Here is a 17290-nt window from a genome sequence, read left to right as displayed (position 1 = left end):
TGCACGCTTGGTTGCTCCCGGCACCGAGCCGCTCGTACAGTCGAGGCGTGCGACCGGTTCGCGGGAAGGCAAGCCCCACCGCCGCCTGGGAGATCGAGCGACCGGCGCGGGCCACCGCGCTGCCCGGCGTGGACATGGCCGGCTTCCGCATTCGCGGCGACAGTTCGGTCCAGCTACGGGCCATCCCGCACCCAGCCGTCACGGTGGCCGTCGAGTTCGGTGACCGCCCGCTCGACATAGACGGCGCAGCCGGCCCCATACGCTCGGACAGCCTGGTCGCCGGACTGTCCTTCAGCGTGTTCCAGATACACGCCGAGGCCATCGAGTGTGTGCAGATACGCCTGTCTCCGCTTGTCGCGTACCCCGTGCTCGGGCTGCCGCTGGGGGAGTTGGGCGCGAGCGTCATCGCACTCGACGACCTGTGGGGCCGCGACACGCCGCGCCTGCGGGAGCGGCTTCATCATGCGCGAACCTGGCCGGAGCGCTTCGCGCTGGTCGACACAGAACTGCTGACCCGGCTCCACGCGGGCAGGGTGACCGACCCCGAGGTGGCATGGGCCTGGCACCAGATTGTCGCGAGCCACGGCCGAGCCCGCGTGAGTGACCTCGCGGCCCGGGCCGGGTGGAGTCGCCAGCGCATGTGGTCACGCTTCGGCTCGCAGCTGGGCCTGACACCCAAACGTGCCGGCATGCTGGTCCGCTTCGACCAGGCCGTCCACCGCCTGGTCCAGGGGCACGCCCCCGCGCAGGTGGCCGCGGAGTGTGGCTACGCCGACCAGTCCCACCTCCATCACGATGTCCGTGCGTTCACCGGAGCACCCCCCACCGCCGCCGCGAGCGAGCCATGGCTGGCTGCCGACGCCGCGGCCTGGCCGGCCCAGGGTGGATCGGCCTGAAGCCGTCGATCGGCCCGAGCCCGTCGGGCTCCGCCCTCAGCAGCGCACCTTTCGAGGTGCCTGCCAGACCCGCCCGCGCAGTCGAGGAGATCGACATGACCATCCACCATTCCGCCGAGGGCTACCAGTCCACTGCGGACATGTACGCCGCCGCACGTCCCGACTACCCCGCCGAGGCTGTCGCCGCGCTCGTGGCCTGCGCGGGTGTCGCACCCGGCCGCCGCGTTCTGGAACTTGGCGCAGGAACCGGGAAGTTCACGTGCCGGCTGCTCGCGCTGGGCGCCCTGGTCACTGAGGATCTCCACGTCGAGGCGGCGCGCGGCCATCCAGTCGGTGAGGGGGGCGGGGCCGGAGCCGAGCTGTGTGCCTTGGCAGGAGCCGCGGTGGAGCCAGGGCGGATCGATGCCGATGCGTCGGCAGGTGCGCAGCACGACCTCGGTCAGGGCGCGGTCGGTGGCTGCGAGTTCGGGGTTCTTGGGGTCGGCGAAGAAGCGGCGGCGGGTGCTGGCGCCGTCCGCGCGGCGGTGGGCGAGGTGGGCGGCGATCATGTCGGCCGCGTCGTTTTTGAGACCGGCGCAGACTCGGTAGAGCTTGAGATCGCAGGCCCGCGAGCGGCCGGTCGATCAGCGGGGCAGGATGCGCATTACTGCCTCGCGTTCGCCGCTGAGCCGCAGGCCTTGCTGTACTGCGGCGCTCAGATCGAGGTCGCCGAGCAGAGTCGCAGCCAGCAGGTGCGGCGGTCCGGTCAGTGACGCGGTGGGGTGGTCGACCCGGCCGGCGTGTGTGTGCACCGAGCCGTCCTTGACTTCGATGACCAGGTCCTCGCTGCCGTCGGCGTGCAGTTGCAGGGCGATTGCCGGCTGGTCAGGGCGGTGGTCGGTCAGTGCCCGGGCGGGCATGTCCAGCCAGTGGGTGCGGAAGGTGTCGTTGCCGCCCGGCTCACGCAACAGCGGCACACCCCACCGGCTCAGCTCCTGCAACACCGGCTCCAGCGCGCGGCCACGCTCGGTGAGGGAGAACAGGGTGGTGGCCACCGGCGGCGGGGCGGCCTCGCGGTGGATCAGGCCGGCTTCCTCGAGTTCGCGGAGCCGGTCGACCAGCAGGTTGCTGGCGATCCCGGGCAGCCCGTTGCGCAGGTCGGTGTGCCGGCAAGGACCCAGGGCGAGCAGTTCGCGGACGATCAGCAGGGTCCATCGGTCGCCGATGGTGTCCAGTGATTTCGCGATGCCGCAGTACTGCCCGTAGGTGCGCATGCCACCACCCTACATTGTGACGTTGAGATTCAAAACTGTCTTGTTGACTTTCTCAACAACGTCGGTCTAGCGTCGCTGCCCATGACCACCACCCTTTCCGTGCGTCGGCTGGCCTGGGCCGGCGTCGAGATCCGTCTCGGCGACACCCGCCTGCTGATCGACCCACTCGAGAACGTCGCTCCGCTGGCGCCGGTGATGGGGTCGCCGCACCGGCCGGTCGACCCGGTCGATACCCCGCCCGGCACCCACGCCCTCATCACCCACCTGCACCCCGACCACTACGACCACGACCTGATCGCCCGGATCGCGGCCACCGGCACGATCGGCTGCCACACCCCGAGCGCGGCGGCGCTGCACGAGGTGGGCATCACCCCCGTCGCCCAGGACCTGGGCCAGTCACGCCGCATCGGAAAGCTGACCGTCACCCCGGTGACCTCGCTGGACTGGCGCGGCAACGACTGTGACCAGGTCGCCTGGGTCGTCGAAGGCGCCGGCCGGCGGGTCATCCACTGCGGCGACACCCAGTGGCACGGCAGCTGGTGGCAGATCGCCCGCGATTATGGCCCGTTCGACGTCGCGTTCGTCCCGGTCAACGGCGTCATCGCCCACTTCGAGGGCTACGCGGCCAACGTCCCGGCGACCATGACCCCCGAGCAGGGCGTCGAGGCCGCCGTCGCACTCGGCGCCGGCACCGTCTGCGCCATGCACTACGGCCTGTTCCACAACCCGCCGTTCTACACCGAACAACCCGACATCGAGCAGCGCTTCCAGCACGCCGCCGACGAGCGCGGCATCACCGCGGCCATCATCGCCGACGGCCAGCCCGTCCTGTGACCATCAGAAACAAGGAGCAACACATGAAGATCGTCCTGTTCGGTGCCAGCGGCAACATCGGCCGGCCCACCACCGAGGAACTACTGCGTCGCGGCCACACCGTCACCGCGGTCACCCGAGCCGGCCACATCGACGGACTCAAGCACAAGGCCCTGACCGTGACCACCGGTGACGTCACAGACGCCGCCGCGGTCGCCGGCCTCGCCGCCTCCCACGACGCCGTACTGTCGGCCGTCGGCCCCCGGATCGGCCAGGAGAACGACCGCGCCACGATCGTCGGTGCCGCCCGTGCGCTGATCGACGGACTCCGCCGAGCCGGTGTCACTCGCCTGGTCACCATCGGCGGTGCCGGTAGCCTACGCACGCCTACCGGCGCCCGGGTCATGGACGACCCGGACTTCCCCGCGCCGTGGAAGGCCAACGCCGAGGCCCAGTCCGAAGCGCTCGACCTCTACCGCGGCGTGCACGACCTCGACTGGACGTACTTGTCGCCCGCCGCAGTCATCGGAGCGGGCGAGCGGACCGGGGCCTACCGCAGCGCCGGGGACACCCTGCTCACCGACGACGACGGCAACAGCCGCATATCGTACGCCGACTACGCGATCGCCTTGGCCGACACGATCGAGAGCGGCACCGCGATCCGCCGCCGCATCACCGTGGCGTACTGAGCCATGAGCAACGACGCCGCCGGCCGGCAAACCCGATTCATCGTCCTGCTCGCAGCGCTCGTGGCCGAGAGGATCCCTTCCCGTTGGACGTTCGCGGACGTCTGGAAGGAGTGGTTCGGGCCCGGTGGCGCCCGGCCGCGCTACGGACGGACGGCTCAGGCCGCCGCGGAGGCCGGTGTTTCGGGCCGGATGGTGGTCCACCGCCCGGGTCGGGTCCTGGTGCTGGACTCGACTCCGATGCCGGTGAAGCTGCGCGAGACCGTGTTCGGCGTCGCGGTCACCGCGACGTTGACCCTCGCGCTCGATCTCTACACGCACGGGCTGCCGGAACTTCCGGCTCACGCTGCAGTCCGACGCCTCGGTCGACGTCGCGATGCTGCTGGGGGACGTGATGCTGCCGCTCCCGATGCGGGAGGGCTGGGGCGAGGATATGGAGTGGCCCTACGCCGGGGTCCCGGCCGACGTGATCGCCGAGTTCACCGGGCACCGGGTCGCCGCTCTGGCGTTCTTCGCCCCGGAGACGGTCACCACCGACCACGGCGGCCCCTACAAGAACCACGACCTGGTGGAAGCCGAACGCGAGATCGGCTGCCGGATCCTGCCTGCCCGCGTGCTGCGGCAGACCGACAAGTTCGCGGTCGAGCGGCAGTTCCTCACGATCCAGACCATGCTCTTCGAGCACCTGCGGGGCTTCACCGGCGGCGGCGACGTCGCGGACCGCGGAGCCGACCCGGAACGCGATGCGAGCCTGACACTCGCGCAGGCCGAACACGTCATCGCGACCTGGATCGTCCAGATCTGGCAGAACCGCAAACTGGGCGAATACGCCCCGAGTTGGGCACCGGGTGAGGACCACAGCCCCAACACCCTGTTCGCCGCGGCGATGGAACAGGGCGGTTTCGACCTGGACTTTCCCGAACCGGGCTTCTACTACAAGGTCCTACGCAAGCACCACGTGAGGATCCATCCGCGCCGGGGAGTGAAGATCCTCGGGCTCTGGTATCACCACCCGGTCCTTGACGAGCCGCGCTTCCAGCAGCCCTCCGCCCGAGGCGGCAGGCACGCGGGCCAGTGGGTGGTCCGCAGTGACCGCAGGGACCGACGGCAGGTGTTCTTCCAGGACCCGGCGGACCACGAGACCTGGCACGTCATGCGCTGGCGAGGGCTGCCGCCCGAGGGTGAGATTCCCGCCTTCTCCGACAAGACCGCCGACGCTCTCCTGGGACACGTGAAGGCGAACAACATCAAGATCCATTCCGAGGATGAGCTGTTGGAGCATCTGCTTGGGATCCTCGGCTCGGTCACCCCCGTCGACGAGTGGCCGAGCCAGGCCGGGAAGAAGGCGGGGAAGAAGCGGCGCGTCGCCCAGGCCCGTGAGATCGCCCGCGCGCAGACCGCGGCGGCCGACCGTCCCGCTGAGCCGGCCCCCGCGGACGAGCTGTCTGCGGCGCGGATGCCTGCGGCCTGGGTGGAGCACGCCGGCATGATCGACAGGGCGGTCGACAGCGACCGCCGCCGGCGACGGGAAGGGGCACTCGCCGGAACCCGGCCGGTGGCTCCGCCGTCGCTGCACGAGGCCCTGAACCGGCGGCCCATGTTCCTGCCGCCGCCACGCGACGACGCGGCAGCCTGCCCACCTTGTCGTGCATGGGGGTGTCCTGCAGCGGAAGGTTCGCGTTCGTCAGATGGCGGAAGAGATCGTAGTCCGCGCGGCGGCTCTCCGGGATCGTCCTCCACTGCTGCAGCGAGATCGCCGGAGCGGGAAGGAGCAGGCCGCGGCGTGAGCGGTAGCTCTGCCAGCCGAGGTAGGTGTCGCGCGGCGGGTGCCCGCCCAGGATCAACTCAGCGATCCTGGACCGTAAAGGCAGGCCCTCCAGCGGATCAGCGTGCGAGGGGTCTCGGGTCACGCGTCGTCCTCCCGGAAAGTCGTCTCGGCGTCGAACAACCCATCCCCTCCGCCGGCCTTTGCAGGGCCCTCGAAGACCACGCCAGGCAGCTGATCACAACCGTCACTCACACACCGTGATCAACGCACACCCTGGGCCGCCAACTATGGCCCTCAAGATCCGCCAACCAGCTCCCTCTCGCTACTGACGACCTGCGCCGCAGGGAGCATCACCCGCCAACTACGATCCTCGGTCACAGGCGTCAGCGGTAGCTGATGATCCGGCTTGGGTCCGGCAGTTCGTATAGGCAGGTATTTTGTCCCAGGGCGCCGGCCGCGACGCCGTCCGACAGTTCCTCGTCGGGCTGGGCGTGACAGACGTCGGAAACTGCATGCACACCCTGCTGGGCCGCGTCGATGGAGCAGGTCTTCGACCGGCCGGTGAGCGACGGCGAAGTTCCGCGCGAGTCCTTTGGCAGCGTCGTCGCGGCCCTACGTTAAGGATCCAGCCGCCCGCGGTCTCGGCCCGAGCAGCGTGTCCTCAGCCCCAAGCACGCGTCCTGGCCGCTCTCGCCGAAACGAGCCCCGAACGCCTCGGGGCCGACGCGCGGTCCGGTTGACCGGGTTTGGCGGACCGGAGCCGGAACCGGTCACCTCAGAGGCAGACGCGGTGACCTCAGGCGTCTGTGCGCTGGGCGGCGTTGAAGCGCGCCTTCTTCTGGCGGTTCCCGCACGTGTTCATGTCGCACCACTTGCGGGTGCGGCTCTGGCTGGTGTCGAAGAAGGCGGCTCGGCACGAGGGTGACGCGCACAGGGCCAGTTTCCCGTCCCGTTCACCCGCGAGGATGTCGATCGCGTCGGCCGCGATCACGCTGAGGGCGTCCTCCACGCGGGACGTCGAGCTCAGCTGCCATCGTCGCTGACCCTGTGACGTCAGGATCGCCGCGGCCCGGCCCTGGATGCTGCGGTCGTTGATGACGTGGACGGCCGTCGGGGGAAGGGTCTCCCGGAGGGCGGCCGCCGTTGCCGCCGCGTGAATCGACTCCCTCAATTCCCGGGCCAGAGCGAGCTGGGCAGCGGTGCAGGAGTCCACGGCCAGACCGCTCACAGTCAGCCAGTCGACCAGTCGCCGCGGCGTGGGAATGCGCTCCACGGCGTCGCCATGACGCTCCGACAGGGTCCCCGTGAAGCTGGTCGCCAGCACTTTGCCGAGGCGGAAATCGGGGAAGGCAGCACACATGGAACCACCTTAGCCGGTTGCGGCGGTCTCCGGAGAACTGTTAGAACCGTCTTAGCCGGTTCGCTCTGGATCGCGGCCGGTTCCGCGAAGGCCAGGAGGTCTCATGCCCCGTCCGACCAGCGACGTACAAGCATTTGAAGCCCACGCGACCGACGCCGACCTCGATGATCTGCGCGCGCGACTGACCGCGGCGCGCCTGCCGGAGGCCGAGACGGTCCACCGTGCCGCGCCCGGCCCCGGCTCCGGCCCCGGCCGATGGGATCAGGGTGTTCCGCTCGCCGACCTCGTCGAGGTGGTGAACTACTGGCGCACCGGGTACGACTGGCGGTCGTTCGAGGCGCGCCTCCATGGGATCGGCCAGTTCCGGACGACCATCGACGATCTGGGCATCCACTTCCTGCACCGGCGATCGACGCGTGCGGATGCCACCCCTCTGCTGTTGACGCACGGCTGGCCGGGGAGCGTCGCCGAGTTCGTCGATGTGGTGGATGAGCTCGCGGAGCCGCAAGACGCGGACGCGCCGGCGTTCCACGTCGTCGTTCCGTCGCTGCCGGGATTCGGTTACAGCGACAAGCCGGCCACCACCGGGTGGGGAACCGAGAGGATCGCGGCCGCGTGGGTGCGGCTGATGGGACGGCTCGGCTACGTCAAGTTCCTTGCCCATGGCGGAGATTGGGGCGGCAACATCACGACCGTCCTCGGTGGCAGGTTCCCGGAACATGTTCTCGGCATCCACACCACGTTCGCGGAAGCACCGCCCGGGTTGACGACGGTCGGGTTGACGGCGACCGAGCGCCAGTGGACCGAGGACACCCGCCATTTCTGGCGCCACCGGGCGGCATACGCGAAGCAGCAGGCGACGCGTCCGCAGACCATCGGCTACTCGCTCGTCGATTCCCCCGTCGGACTCCTCGCCTGGATCCTCGACAAGTTCGCCGAGTGGTCGGACACCGAGGACAGCCCGTTCGAGAGGATTTCGATGGACAGGGTTCTCGACGACGTCACCCTGTACTGGATGACGCGGACGGGCGCGTCGGCGGCCCGCATCTACTACGAGAGCCACAACTCGCTGGACCCCGAGCTGCGCGTCGACGTTCCGTCGGCCATCACCATGTACCCCCGCGACATCGAGAAGTGTCCGCGCCCCTGGGCGGGGCAGCGGTATCGGCGGATCGTCAGGTGGGCGTCGCCCGAGACCGGGGGACATTTCCCTTCGCTGGAGGTGCCCGACTACTTCGTCAAGGACCTGCGGGAGGGCCTTGCGGCCGTGCTGGCGGCTCATGGGTGAAGCGAGGGGGGGAGGGGAGCGAGGCGAGGGAGGGGCGCGCGAGGTGCGAGAGGGGCGCGGTGAGTGCGGTGGGCGTCGGAGGGTGACTGCGACCTGGTCCGGTTCAAGGTGCTGCCCCGCCGTCCATGAGAGGCGGCGGGGCTCAACGCACCGGGCAGCGCCGCGTTCCGATCCGCTCCGTCAGGGCCGATCCCGGCGGCTGTACAGCGCGATGCCGTTCGGCACGCGGCGTTCCAGGCCTTGGTCGAGGGTGTTGCGTACGGTCGCGTGCCCGGTCGTGGGGTCGCGGGTGACGAGAGTCGTGGAGGCGCCGCCATCCACGTAGGCGCCTTCCGTGCAGTCCAAGTCCCGTACAACGTCGGCGAGTTCGGCGAGAGTGAGTCCCGTGGCCGTCGACTCCCGGCCGTCGGTGGCGATCAGTCGCAGCAGATGGCCGTGGTGTGCGATGCCGACCGCCGTACGGGGATTGGTGGTGACGGCGTCGAGGCCGGGCAGCGGCTGGTGATCTCTGAGCAGGGGGTAGGCGCCCAGCGCGAAGGCGAACGGGACGGGGCTGGTGGACGCGAGACGGTAGTCGACGTCGACCGGCGTGCCGGGGACGAGGGAGCGCAGCGCCCGGGCGCCGCCCTCGCGACCGAGGACGACGACGGTCCCGGCCGGGATCGGCCCCTGGCCGGCGCCCATGCTCGTACTGCTGACGCGACCGTGACGGATGGTCACCTCGAAGACGTCGTGGGTGCAGGGCGCAGCCCGGTCGTGATCCGTTCCGCAGACGGCGCGGGCGCGCGAGGTGCTGCCCCACCCAGGGGTGAACAGGCCGATCGACCCCTCGGGGAGCGCGTATTGGTTGAGGCCGCGCACCGGCAACGTACCGTGCGGGGTGCGCAGATGGCCGAGAAGGCTCAGGCGTGCGGTGCGGGCCCGGCCGTCGGTGCCGACCCCGAAGACGTCCTCACCGCTGTCGCCGGGGGGCAGGGAGCCGCCGAAGCGCTGGGCGTCGGGGACCGCCGCTTTGAGCGGCCGTCCGTCGAGTACGGCGGCTCCCGAGGCCGCTCCGGTGGCGGTGACGCCGGGGTGTTGTTCCTCGGTGATGTCGAAGAAGTCCCCGTTGACCGCGGCGACGGCTCCCTGGCGGTCGGCCATGACGGACACGGGTGCCCGGTCGGCTACGGCGCCGGCGTACAGCAAGCCGGCCCGCACACCCGGATGGTGGAGATCGACGGTCAGCACATGGATCCGGATCGGACCGTGCGCGGTGGGAAGGGTGAACGCCCGGTATTCGATACCCGGGGCGACGCGCTCGGTTGTCCCCGCGCCACGCCGAGGGGCGGCCTGCGTGGTGGGGGCGGCGCAGAAGAGCAGGGAGACCAGAAGGACGACGGCAGCGACGCGAACACGGCTCATGCGCCCAACATCGCGCCGCGCGCGCCCCGATGGCCACCGCCGCGACGTACACCTGGCCGACACCACTCGCATGGCACGGAGATCGCCCACCACCTCCTGCAAGGCGCGGACGGGCGGTGGCGGTGGCGCTGCCATCCGGAGTCGATCGCGACGACGTACACCGAGATGGCCCGGCCGTGGCTCGTGCCGCCACCGAGCGTTCCCACCCTGCTGGTGCGTGCCGCACGGTCCCGCGTCGTGGGCGTGGAGTACCTGGCGGCCTGCCGAAGGGCGGGCATCGAGGTGGCCGACATCGACCGCGGTCACCAACTCCTGCGCCGGGCGACGGCAAGTCGACCACTGAAGTCGGGGGAATCCGCGGGGGGTTCGGCGGTGTGGGTGGTGGTTTTGGGGGCGCCGGTCTTCCGTTGGCGGGATGGTTGATACTGGGTACCGGTACCCGGCTGCTCTGGGTGGCTGGATGTGGGGGACACCCCGCGCAGGGGCGACCAGGGCGCCCAGCGACACGGGGCGTTGGCTGCCCGGGTTCATCCCGGTTCATCGAAAGGGAAGTGTGTGACCACCAGGCAGTCCCAGGACGGGCCCGCGCGGACGGCCGACGACCGGCTTCGGCAGCCCCAGCGCCAAGACGCCGCACCGGAGCGGGCCTCGATGGCGCCCACGGGGCTGATGGCATTGCAGGCCGGTGCGGGCAACGCCGCGGTCGTCCAGATGCTTCGCCAGGCCGGCCACTCCTGGGCTCAGGACCAGCACCAGCACGGCGCGGGCTGCGGGCACCAGCAGACCGAGCAGGCCGCGCCCGTCCAGCGCTCGGCGGTGCACGACGTGCTGCGCACCTCGGGTACCCCGCTCGACTCCTCGGTACGTACCGACATGGAGGCCCGGCTCGGCGCGGACTTCTCCGACGTACGCATCCACGACGACGGCGCCGCGAAGGCCTCGGCGGCGGAGGTCGGCGCCCGCGCCTACACCTCCGGAAGCCACGTCGTCGTCGGTGAGGGCGGAGCCGACCGTCACACCCTGGCGCATGAGCTGACCCACGTCATCCAGCAGCGTCAAGGACCCGTCGCGGGCACCGACAACGGCTCCGGCCTCAAGGTCTCCGACCCCTCCGACCGCTTCGAGCGCGAAGCCGAGGCCAACGCGACGCGCGTCCTCAGCGGAGAGGCACCCGTCCAGCGGGCGGCCGGCCCCGACGACGCGGGGGCCGGGGACCCGGGCACGGGCGTGGTTCAGCGCGCGCTCGTCATCAATGGGAACGACGTTTCGCAGGAGTACAAGGCCGCGACGGCCACCGCCGACGACAACCAGAAGTCGGCCATGCTGGACGCCAAGGTGAACCAGATCCTCACGGAGATGGACTCCGAGATCGGCGCGAAGTTCCAGCCGGACGAGCAGGCGAGCTTCCAAGCGGAGCGGCAGCGGATCACGGCGCAGTTGCGCAAGGCCATCGTGGAACCGCGCACGATGAAGGGCATGCACCCGGTCCTCAAGGTGGAGGTCGGCAAGCACCCCGATTTCGGCGCCAAGAACCGTGACATCAAGGTCAACAATGTGGAGGAGCTGGCGCGGGGCCTGATGGGCTGGGTCTACGCCAAGGACAAGCGCAGGGAGGAGAAGCAGCAGGCGCAGGGCGTGAAGACCAGCCCGGACGTCGAGGTCTTCCTCAACTCCCTGCTGCTGCGCGTCAATTCAGCCACTGACAGCCTCAAGGCGAACCTCACGGCGGAGCAGCGGGCCGTGATGGAGGAAGAGCTCACCACCGGCGTGGCCCACCTGAAGTCCCAGCCACTGATGGTCGACCCGGCGACGGGCAACCAGGTCCACGACCCCAAGAAGGCCGGCAAGCCCTTCGGCGCGTATCTGACCTATTTCAGCCAGACGCACGGCGACCCCAAGTTCCAGCCCGGCCAGCCGCTGGAGGGACTGGCGACCAAGCTGCCCGGAGTGGGCGGTGGTATCCGGGCGGTCCTGCGCGACCCGGAGAAGCATTCGTTCCGGGACAAGATCATGGTGCTCCACGATGTGATGGAGTACTTCGGTCCGGCCCGGCACTTCCCGCCGACCATGGGAACCGGCAAGCTGGCGGAGATCGAGGGACAGGACGTCCAGAGCACGGCCGGTATCAATCCCGTGACGGGCGCCCGGATCGAAACGACCGACCGCGGCCAGAATCCGGTGCCCGACCCGCGCAATCCGGGGCAGATGAAGGAACACCCCTCCACCCGGAACGAACACTCCGACACCACCAAGTTCGCCCGGGCCCACCGGGTGCCGGTGTGGGCCGGCCAGTCCTTCACGGCGGCCCGCATGTTCAAGCTCGCCCAGGCGGCGGGCGGCACCAAGCGCGAGATCGCGGCGGTGGCCTGGGGGATCTTCGCCTTCTGGCGGCTGGACTTCGACCACACCACGGCGCTCGCGTACCACACGCTCCACGAAGTCATGGACATCGCCCAGAACTTCGGCGTCCCCTACGACATCAAGGACCAGTACGCGGGTCAGGCGGACGTCACGATGACCGCGCTGACGGACTCCCTCAAAACCCTCGGGTCCACGGTGGACCACCATCGCCAACAGCTCGAACTCAGCATGCAAGGCCTCCGAAACCTCCAGAACGACGACACTCAGATGGTGACGGACGAACTGGAGCTCAAGTACGCCAACGCGTTGAACGCCGCCGCTGTCATCCAGAACGACATGGTGCGTCTGGCCCAGGGCATCACCGACCTGCTCGGCCGGGTGGCCCGCAACCCGCAGGGCCGGGAGAAGACCCTGCTCGTCCAGGATCTCCAGAGCGGTATCGCGGCTGTGCCCACCCAGATCGAGGAACTGAAGGCGCGCTTCAACGCCAACTGCGTCGTGTGAGGTTCACGCGTCCTGGCCCCGGGTCCGCGCCGCCCGGCCCGGGGTCGGCGCGTTGCTCATGGCCGACACGGTGCCCGGACTCGTGGCGCCTGCGCATGAGTACGGATACTCAGGTGGCGGGCAGGAGTGGCCGGCGGGTCCGGGCGTGCCTTTGGTTCATGCGTGATCGCGCAGGCCGGTCCGCGGGTCGGCTGGGTCGATGACCAGGCTGGATCGGTGGCCTGACCGCTGACGCACCTGACTTGGCTGGCCCAACTCGCCTTTTGTGGCCTGGACTTGGCTGACGGCTGGGGACGCGAGCCGTGGCCGACGTCCACCTCCGGGGCGAACACGGATTCACCGAGATGGGACGTCCCATGTGACGTCCTATGTGACGTCCTATGTGACGTCCTATGTGACGTCCCAAGAGACTTCCCGAGAGACGCAATCCCCTTCGAAGAGTCGGATGGAACGTGCGGTGAGTTCCCTGACTTGGCCGAGTTCTGCATCACGTCGGTTTCTTTGAGTGGGTCACCCCGTGAATTCGCGTACCGATCCATGACGACGGCACTTCGAGTGCAAGGATGAAGCCTGTCATGGATGCCGGGTGGTGTGCGCGTACGGTACGGGCCGCAGTGTTCGCGGCCATGTGCGTGCTGCTCGCCGCCCTGGGGCACATCATGATGTCGGGGTGCACCGTGCCCTGGTGGGCGCTGCTGGCCGGGTTCGCGGCAACGGGCGGCGTCAGCTGGATGCTGGCCGGCCGGGAACGCGGGTTGACACTCATCGTGACGCTCGTGGTTGGCGCTCAGACAGTGCTCCACTGGGGTTTCGCGCTCGCGCAGGCGGAGGCCGCACCAGGCTCGCCCGGCACGGGAATGCGTACGATGCCGATGGGCTCCATGGACATGAGTGGCCTGCATGCCCACTCCATGCCGATGCAGACGCCCATGGGTATGGGCAACTCGGTTCACACGAGCGCCGGTGAGGGTGGCCTGGGGCACTGGCTGGTGAGCGGTATGCCGTCCTGGGGCATGTCCGTGGCTCACCTGGTGGTCGCCGTGCTGTGCGGCCTGTGGCTGGGGTATGGCGAGCGTGTCGCATACCGGTTGCTGCGCGCCGTGGGCGGGTGGCTGGCCGCGCCGTTGCGGCTGGTGGTCACCCTGCCCGCGCTGCCGCGTCGGCCCCGCCGTCTGGTGCGGCGCAGCCGTTCGCGCTGGGTGCCGTGCCGTCTCCATCTTGTTCACGCGATCACCACCCGGGGACCTCCCATGAGGACCGCTGTCGTCTAGAACAGCAGTTTTCCCGAGGTCGCTTTCGGAAGTCGTCGACACCGCGCCTCGGTTCGCGGCCGTGCCCGCGCGCACGGCCGCCGTCCCCTTGTTGCTGGAACCGGCGTGTCCGCGCGCCGCTGTTCCACGCGTGATTCGTGAAGGACACAAGGTGCTTACTCCTGCCCTGCCCCCGTTACATGGGCGCCGCAAGAAACGTAGGAAACACGAGAACACTCAGGAGGTCGACGAACTGATCACCGGGTGGGCGCTGGAGGCCCGAGGCGGCGACGCCGAGGCCGTCGAGCGGTTCATCCAGGCCCTGCACCTCGACGTGAAGCGCTACGTCGCGCACCTGAGCGCGGACCCGCAGTCGGCTGACGACCTGACCCAGGAGACGTTCATCCGGGCGCTCGGCAGTCTGCACCGGTTCGAGGGGCGCTCCTCCGCCCGGGCCTGGTTGCTGTCGATTGCGCGTCGGGCGGTGATCGACGACTTCCGGCGTGCCGCCGCGCGGCCCCGCCTGGCCGATCGTCACGACTGGCGGCGTGCCGCCGAACAGACCCAGCCGGTCGACGTGCCGGGGTTCGAGGAGGGCATCGCGCTCCTCGACCTGCTTGCCACGCTGCCGGACGAGCGCCGCGAGGCGTTCATGCTCACCCAGTTGCTGGGCCTGTCGTACATGGAAGCGGCCGATGTCACCGACTGCCCCGTCGGCACGATCCGTTCCCGTGTGGCCCGGGCCCGCGGGACGCTGCTGGAGCTGCTTGCCGAGCCGGAGGAGCCCTGTCCGGACATCGGTGATCCACTGCCGGCCATCGGGCCGTCCCGCTCTGCGGTAGCCGTCCTGTCAGCCGAGGCTGCCTGACGGCCGGGAGGCTCGGTGCGTGCCCCGGCGGGTAGGCACCGAGCCTCACTGGTGATCCCCGTACGCCTGCCTCACTCAGCTGCCCATGCCCCTGGGAAAGGGCGGGACTTGGAGGCTTGGGGGCTTGGGTCACTTGGGGCTTGGGGGACTTGGGACTTGGGGCTCGGGGGACTGGGGGACTGAGGGACTTGGAACGGGGTTCGCTGCGTAGTGCGCTCTGCCGCGCGCGCGGAAGCGGAGGGGGCGCCGCGGCCGGGACGCGCACGTCATTCCTTCGGGTTCTTCGCCGGCCCCTTTCGAGTACCGCCGCCGGCACTCATGTCAGGCTGGTGCCCACTGGTCGAGGCCCCAACTGGTCGGGGGCCACAACCGGTCGGGGTCCTGACCGGTCGGCCCGCAGGGAGAGTGGGTGAGCTCGTCGGCATGGGGACTTCTCTGACCGTCGGTGTCTTCGTGTTCGAGGACGCCGAGGAACTTGATGTCGTCGGACCGTGGGAGGTTTTCGGCTTCTGGGCCGCGCACGTCGCCACGGCCCCCGTCCGACTGGTCACGATCGGTCGCGCGGAGGGGTCGGTGCGCTGCGCCAAGGGACTTCGCCTGGGCGTGGATCACGACCTCGCCACGGCCCCCGCACTCGACGTCCTGATCCACCCGGGCGGTGACGGCACACGGGTGCTCGGGAAGGACACCGCCCATCTGGACTGGCTGAGGCAGTTGCACGACCAAGGGGTGCTGCTGGCGAGCGTGTGCACCGGCTCGCTCACGCTGGCGGCGGCCGGGCTCCTGAAGGGGCGCCCCGCGACCACGCACCGGGACTTCGCCGCCACACTGGCCCGCATCGACGACACCGTCGATGTCCGTGCCCGCGACCGGTATGTCGACGACGGTGACATCGTCACCAGCGCGGGCGTGTCCGCCGGGATCGACATGGCCTTCCACTTGGTGGAGCGGCTGGGTGGCGCGCAGGCGGCGGCCCAGGTCCGCCAGGGAATGCAGTACGACCGGCCCCTCAGCTGATTTCGGCCTCCGTCAGCTGCTCAAGGGCGAGGGGCTGAGCCGCGTAGGTGATGCGGACGACACCGTCGGCGTGCCGGTCCGCGGTGGCGGCCACGCCGAAGACCTCCCGCAGCAGACCTGAGGTCAGTACGTCCAGGACCGGGCCCGCGGCCACCACCTGGCCGGAGTCAAGTGCCACCAGGTGGTCGCACAGACGAGCGGCCAGATCGAGGTCGTGCAGGACGGCGAGCGTCGTGATGCCGGTCGCCCTGATGAGGTCGAGAACTTCGAAGCGGGCGCGGATGTCGAGGTGGTTGGTGAGTTCGTCCAGGACGAGGAGCCGGGGCCGTTGAGCGAGCGCGCGGGCCAGCAGCACGCGCTGACGTTCGCCGCCGGACAGGCAGGAGACATCGCGTTCGGCCATGTGGCGGATGCCGCACAGGTCGAGCGCGTCCTCCACGGCCTCGCGGTCCTCGACGCTGTCACGGCCGACCAGCCCGTGGTGCGGGGTGCGTCCGAGGGCGACGATCTCGGTGACGCACATGCCGGCCGGACTGCCGTCGGCGTCCTGGAGGACGGCGGCGGTGCGGCGGGCGGCGCCGCGGGCGGACAGGGTCCATACGTCGTCGCCGTCCACCCGCACCACGCCGTGTTGGGGGCGCAGAGAGCGGTAAATGGTGCGCAGCAGCGTGGACTTGCCGCTGCCGTTGGGCCCGATGAGACCGACGATGTCACCGGGCTGCGCCTCCAGGTTCACGTCGTGGAGGATCGGGCGGTGGCCGAGTTCGACGTGGATCTGTTCGACGGTGAGCTTCATACGGTGTCCAGGCTTTTGTTGCGGCGCAGCAGCCACAGGAAGAAGGGCGCCCCGAACAGGGCGGTGAGGATACCGAGGGGCAGTTCGTTGGGGCGGTTGACGGTGCGCGAGAGCAGGTCGACGACGACCAGGTAGATGGCGCCGACCAGAGCGGCCTGGGGGAGCAGTCTGCGGTGGTCGGCGCCGGTCGTGAGGCGCACCAGGTGGGGGATCATCAGACCGACGAAGCCGATTCCACCGGCGACGGCGATGACCGTGCCGGTCACCAGCGAGGACAGCACCAGCAGGACGGCGCGCAGACGGTGCACGTCGACGCCGAGGGCGGTGGCGGACTCGTCGCCGACGAGCAGCGCGTTGAGCCGGCGGCCGAAGAGGGTCAGGACCACCGTGGTGGTGAGGACGACAGTGGCGACCGCGGGAAGCTGTCCCCACTGGGCGCCGGCGACGCTGCCCAGCATCCAGAACATGACCGTGCGCAGCTCGGTCGGGGTGGCCCGCAGCTGGAGGTAACTGGTGGCGGCCAGGAACAAGTAGCCCACAGCGACCCCGGAGAGCACCAGGCGCGTGGGTGCCAGGCGTCCTTGTTTGCGGCCGAGGAAGAAGACCAGGGCCGCCGCCGCCGCGGCGCCGAGGAAGGCGGCGGAGGACACGCCGAGCCCGCCCAGTGCACCGCTGGTGAGCGTGATGACGAGCACCGCGCCCAGCGAGGCACCGGAGGAGACGCCCAGCACATACGGGTCGGCCAGCGGGTTGGCGACGACGGCCTGGAGGACCACACCGGTGACGGCAAGGCCGGCGCCGACCAGCGCGGCCAGCACGACGCGTGGCGTACGGAAGTTCCAGACGATCTGGTCCATGGCGGGATCCGCGACCGACCCGCCGCCGGTCAGATGGTGCCAGATGATCCGCCACACCTCACCCGTGGGCACGGTCACCGCGCCGATGCCGATGGCCACGATCATGGCGCCAAGGAGCACGGCAAGGAGTACCAGCAGCACGAGGACGGGGTTGGGGCGCCCGCGCCGG

13 protein-coding genes and 1 pseudogene are annotated in these 17290 nt (G+C 69.9%); 9 read left to right on the top strand and 5 right to left on the bottom strand.

The features are described from left to right. Positions 1-47 precede the first annotated feature (47 nt). Positions 48-896: a helix-turn-helix domain-containing protein gene (locus ACGFW5_RS24920; protein ID WP_393836507.1), complete on the top strand. Its 849-nt coding sequence runs from the start codon at positions 48-50 to the stop codon at positions 894-896. A 623-nt stretch (positions 897-1519) separates the two neighbouring features. On the opposite strand, the gene ACGFW5_RS24915 is transcribed toward ACGFW5_RS24920, so the two are convergent. Continuing rightward, a complete protein-coding gene (locus ACGFW5_RS24915; protein ID WP_393836506.1) occupies positions 1520-2149 on the bottom strand; it encodes a winged helix-turn-helix transcriptional regulator in 630 nt (209 codons plus the stop codon). An 81-nt stretch (positions 2150-2230) separates the two neighbouring features. On the opposite strand from ACGFW5_RS24915, the gene ACGFW5_RS24910 reads away from it, so the two are divergent. The 3 genes from ACGFW5_RS24910 (at position 2231) to ACGFW5_RS24900 (ending at position 5677) form a co-directional block, all read left to right on the top strand. Beyond that, positions 2231-2983, top strand: a complete 753-nt coding sequence (locus ACGFW5_RS24910) for an MBL fold metallo-hydrolase (protein WP_393836505.1) — start codon at positions 2231-2233, stop codon at positions 2981-2983. A gap of 23 nt (positions 2984-3006) precedes the next feature. Further along, positions 3007-3651: an NAD(P)-dependent oxidoreductase gene (locus ACGFW5_RS24905; protein ID WP_393836504.1), complete on the top strand. Its 645-nt coding sequence runs from the start codon at positions 3007-3009 to the stop codon at positions 3649-3651. Between the two features lie 373 nt (positions 3652-4024). Beyond that, positions 4025-5677 (top strand): hypothetical protein, encoded by a 1653-nt coding sequence (locus ACGFW5_RS24900; RefSeq protein ID WP_393836503.1) that lies wholly within the window; start codon positions 4025-4027, stop codon positions 5675-5677. A 535-nt stretch (positions 5678-6212) separates the two neighbouring features. Here the strand turns inward: ACGFW5_RS24900 and ACGFW5_RS24895 are convergent. Beyond that, the gene (locus tag ACGFW5_RS24895; protein WP_393836502.1) at positions 6213-6776 is read right to left on the bottom strand and encodes a CGNR zinc finger domain-containing protein; all 564 of its coding nucleotides are present in this window, start codon (positions 6774-6776) and stop codon (positions 6213-6215) included. A 103-nt stretch (positions 6777-6879) separates the two neighbouring features. On the opposite strand from ACGFW5_RS24895, the gene ACGFW5_RS24890 reads away from it, so the two are divergent. Further along, the gene (locus ACGFW5_RS24890) at positions 6880-8064 is read left to right on the top strand and encodes an epoxide hydrolase family protein (protein ID WP_393836501.1); all 1185 of its coding nucleotides are present in this window, start codon (positions 6880-6882) and stop codon (positions 8062-8064) included. 180 nt (positions 8065-8244) lie between these two features. On the opposite strand, the gene ACGFW5_RS24885 is transcribed toward ACGFW5_RS24890, so the two are convergent. Continuing rightward, positions 8245-9468, bottom strand: coding sequence for a phosphodiester glycosidase family protein (locus tag ACGFW5_RS24885; protein ID WP_393836500.1), 1224 nt, complete (start codon positions 9466-9468; stop codon positions 8245-8247). 555 nt (positions 9469-10023) lie between these two features. On the opposite strand from ACGFW5_RS24885, the pseudogene ACGFW5_RS24880 reads away from it, so the two are divergent. From ACGFW5_RS24880 to ACGFW5_RS24865, 4 genes and pseudogenes are all read left to right on the top strand, one after another. Then, positions 10024-10710 (top strand): annotated as a pseudogene (locus ACGFW5_RS24880) (DUF4157 domain-containing protein); the annotation flags it as partial. A gap of 2237 nt (positions 10711-12947) precedes the next feature. Then, the gene (locus ACGFW5_RS24875) at positions 12948-13604 is read left to right on the top strand and encodes a hypothetical protein (protein WP_393836499.1); all 657 of its coding nucleotides are present in this window, start codon (positions 12948-12950) and stop codon (positions 13602-13604) included. 151 nt (positions 13605-13755) lie between these two features. After that, the gene (locus ACGFW5_RS24870) at positions 13756-14451 is read left to right on the top strand and encodes a sigma-70 family RNA polymerase sigma factor (RefSeq protein WP_393836535.1); all 696 of its coding nucleotides are present in this window, start codon (positions 13756-13758) and stop codon (positions 14449-14451) included. A 423-nt stretch (positions 14452-14874) separates the two neighbouring features. Further along, on the top strand, positions 14875-15468 hold the full coding sequence (locus ACGFW5_RS24865) for a DJ-1/PfpI family protein (RefSeq protein ID WP_393836498.1): 594 nt from the start codon (positions 14875-14877) through the stop codon (positions 15466-15468). On the opposite strand, the gene ACGFW5_RS24860 is transcribed toward ACGFW5_RS24865, so the two are convergent. Beyond that, positions 15461-16264, bottom strand: a complete 804-nt coding sequence (locus ACGFW5_RS24860) for an ABC transporter ATP-binding protein (RefSeq protein WP_393836497.1) — start codon at positions 16262-16264, stop codon at positions 15461-15463. The two genes, ACGFW5_RS24865 and ACGFW5_RS24860, sit on opposite strands and share 8 nt — an antisense overlap. Further along, entirely contained in the window at positions 16261-17226 is a 966-nt protein-coding gene (locus ACGFW5_RS24855; RefSeq protein WP_393836534.1) for a FecCD family ABC transporter permease, read from the bottom strand. Before ACGFW5_RS24855 ends, ACGFW5_RS24860 begins: the two co-directional genes overlap by 4 nt. Between the last annotated feature and the right edge of the window lie 64 nt (positions 17227-17290).

The sequence above is a fragment of the Streptomyces sp. NPDC048416 genome (assembly GCF_043200435.1).
Classification (GTDB): Bacteria; Actinomycetota; Actinomycetes; order Streptomycetales; family Streptomycetaceae; genus Streptomyces.
The sequence above is the reverse complement of the archived record's forward strand: the minus strand, read 5'-3'. Positions and strand labels throughout refer to the sequence as shown.

Excerpts from the sequence above, each read along its gene's own strand:
- ACGFW5_RS24915 (WP_393836506.1), bottom strand. The coding sequence starts at position 2,149 with ATGCGCACCTACGGGCAGTACTGCGGCATCGCGAAATCACTGGACACC.
- ACGFW5_RS24910 (WP_393836505.1), top strand. The coding sequence starts at position 2,231 with ATGACCACCACCCTTTCCGTGCGTCGGCTGGCCTGGGCCGGCGTCGAG.
- ACGFW5_RS24905 (WP_393836504.1), top strand. The coding sequence starts at position 3,007 with ATGAAGATCGTCCTGTTCGGTGCCAGCGGCAACATCGGCCGGCCCACC.
- ACGFW5_RS24900 (WP_393836503.1), top strand. The coding sequence starts at position 4,025 with ATGCTGCTGGGGGACGTGATGCTGCCGCTCCCGATGCGGGAGGGCTGG.
- ACGFW5_RS24895 (WP_393836502.1), bottom strand. The coding sequence starts at position 6,776 with ATGTGTGCTGCCTTCCCCGATTTCCGCCTCGGCAAAGTGCTGGCGACC.
- ACGFW5_RS24890 (WP_393836501.1), top strand. The coding sequence starts at position 6,880 with ATGCCCCGTCCGACCAGCGACGTACAAGCATTTGAAGCCCACGCGACC.
- ACGFW5_RS24885 (WP_393836500.1), bottom strand. The coding sequence starts at position 9,468 with ATGAGCCGTGTTCGCGTCGCTGCCGTCGTCCTTCTGGTCTCCCTGCTC.
- ACGFW5_RS24865 (WP_393836498.1), top strand. The coding sequence starts at position 14,875 with ATGGGGACTTCTCTGACCGTCGGTGTCTTCGTGTTCGAGGACGCCGAG.
- ACGFW5_RS24860 (WP_393836497.1), bottom strand. The coding sequence starts at position 16,264 with ATGAAGCTCACCGTCGAACAGATCCACGTCGAACTCGGCCACCGCCCG.
- ACGFW5_RS24855 (WP_393836534.1), bottom strand. The coding sequence starts at position 17,226 with ATGATCGTGGCCATCGGCATCGGCGCGGTGACCGTGCCCACGGGTGAG.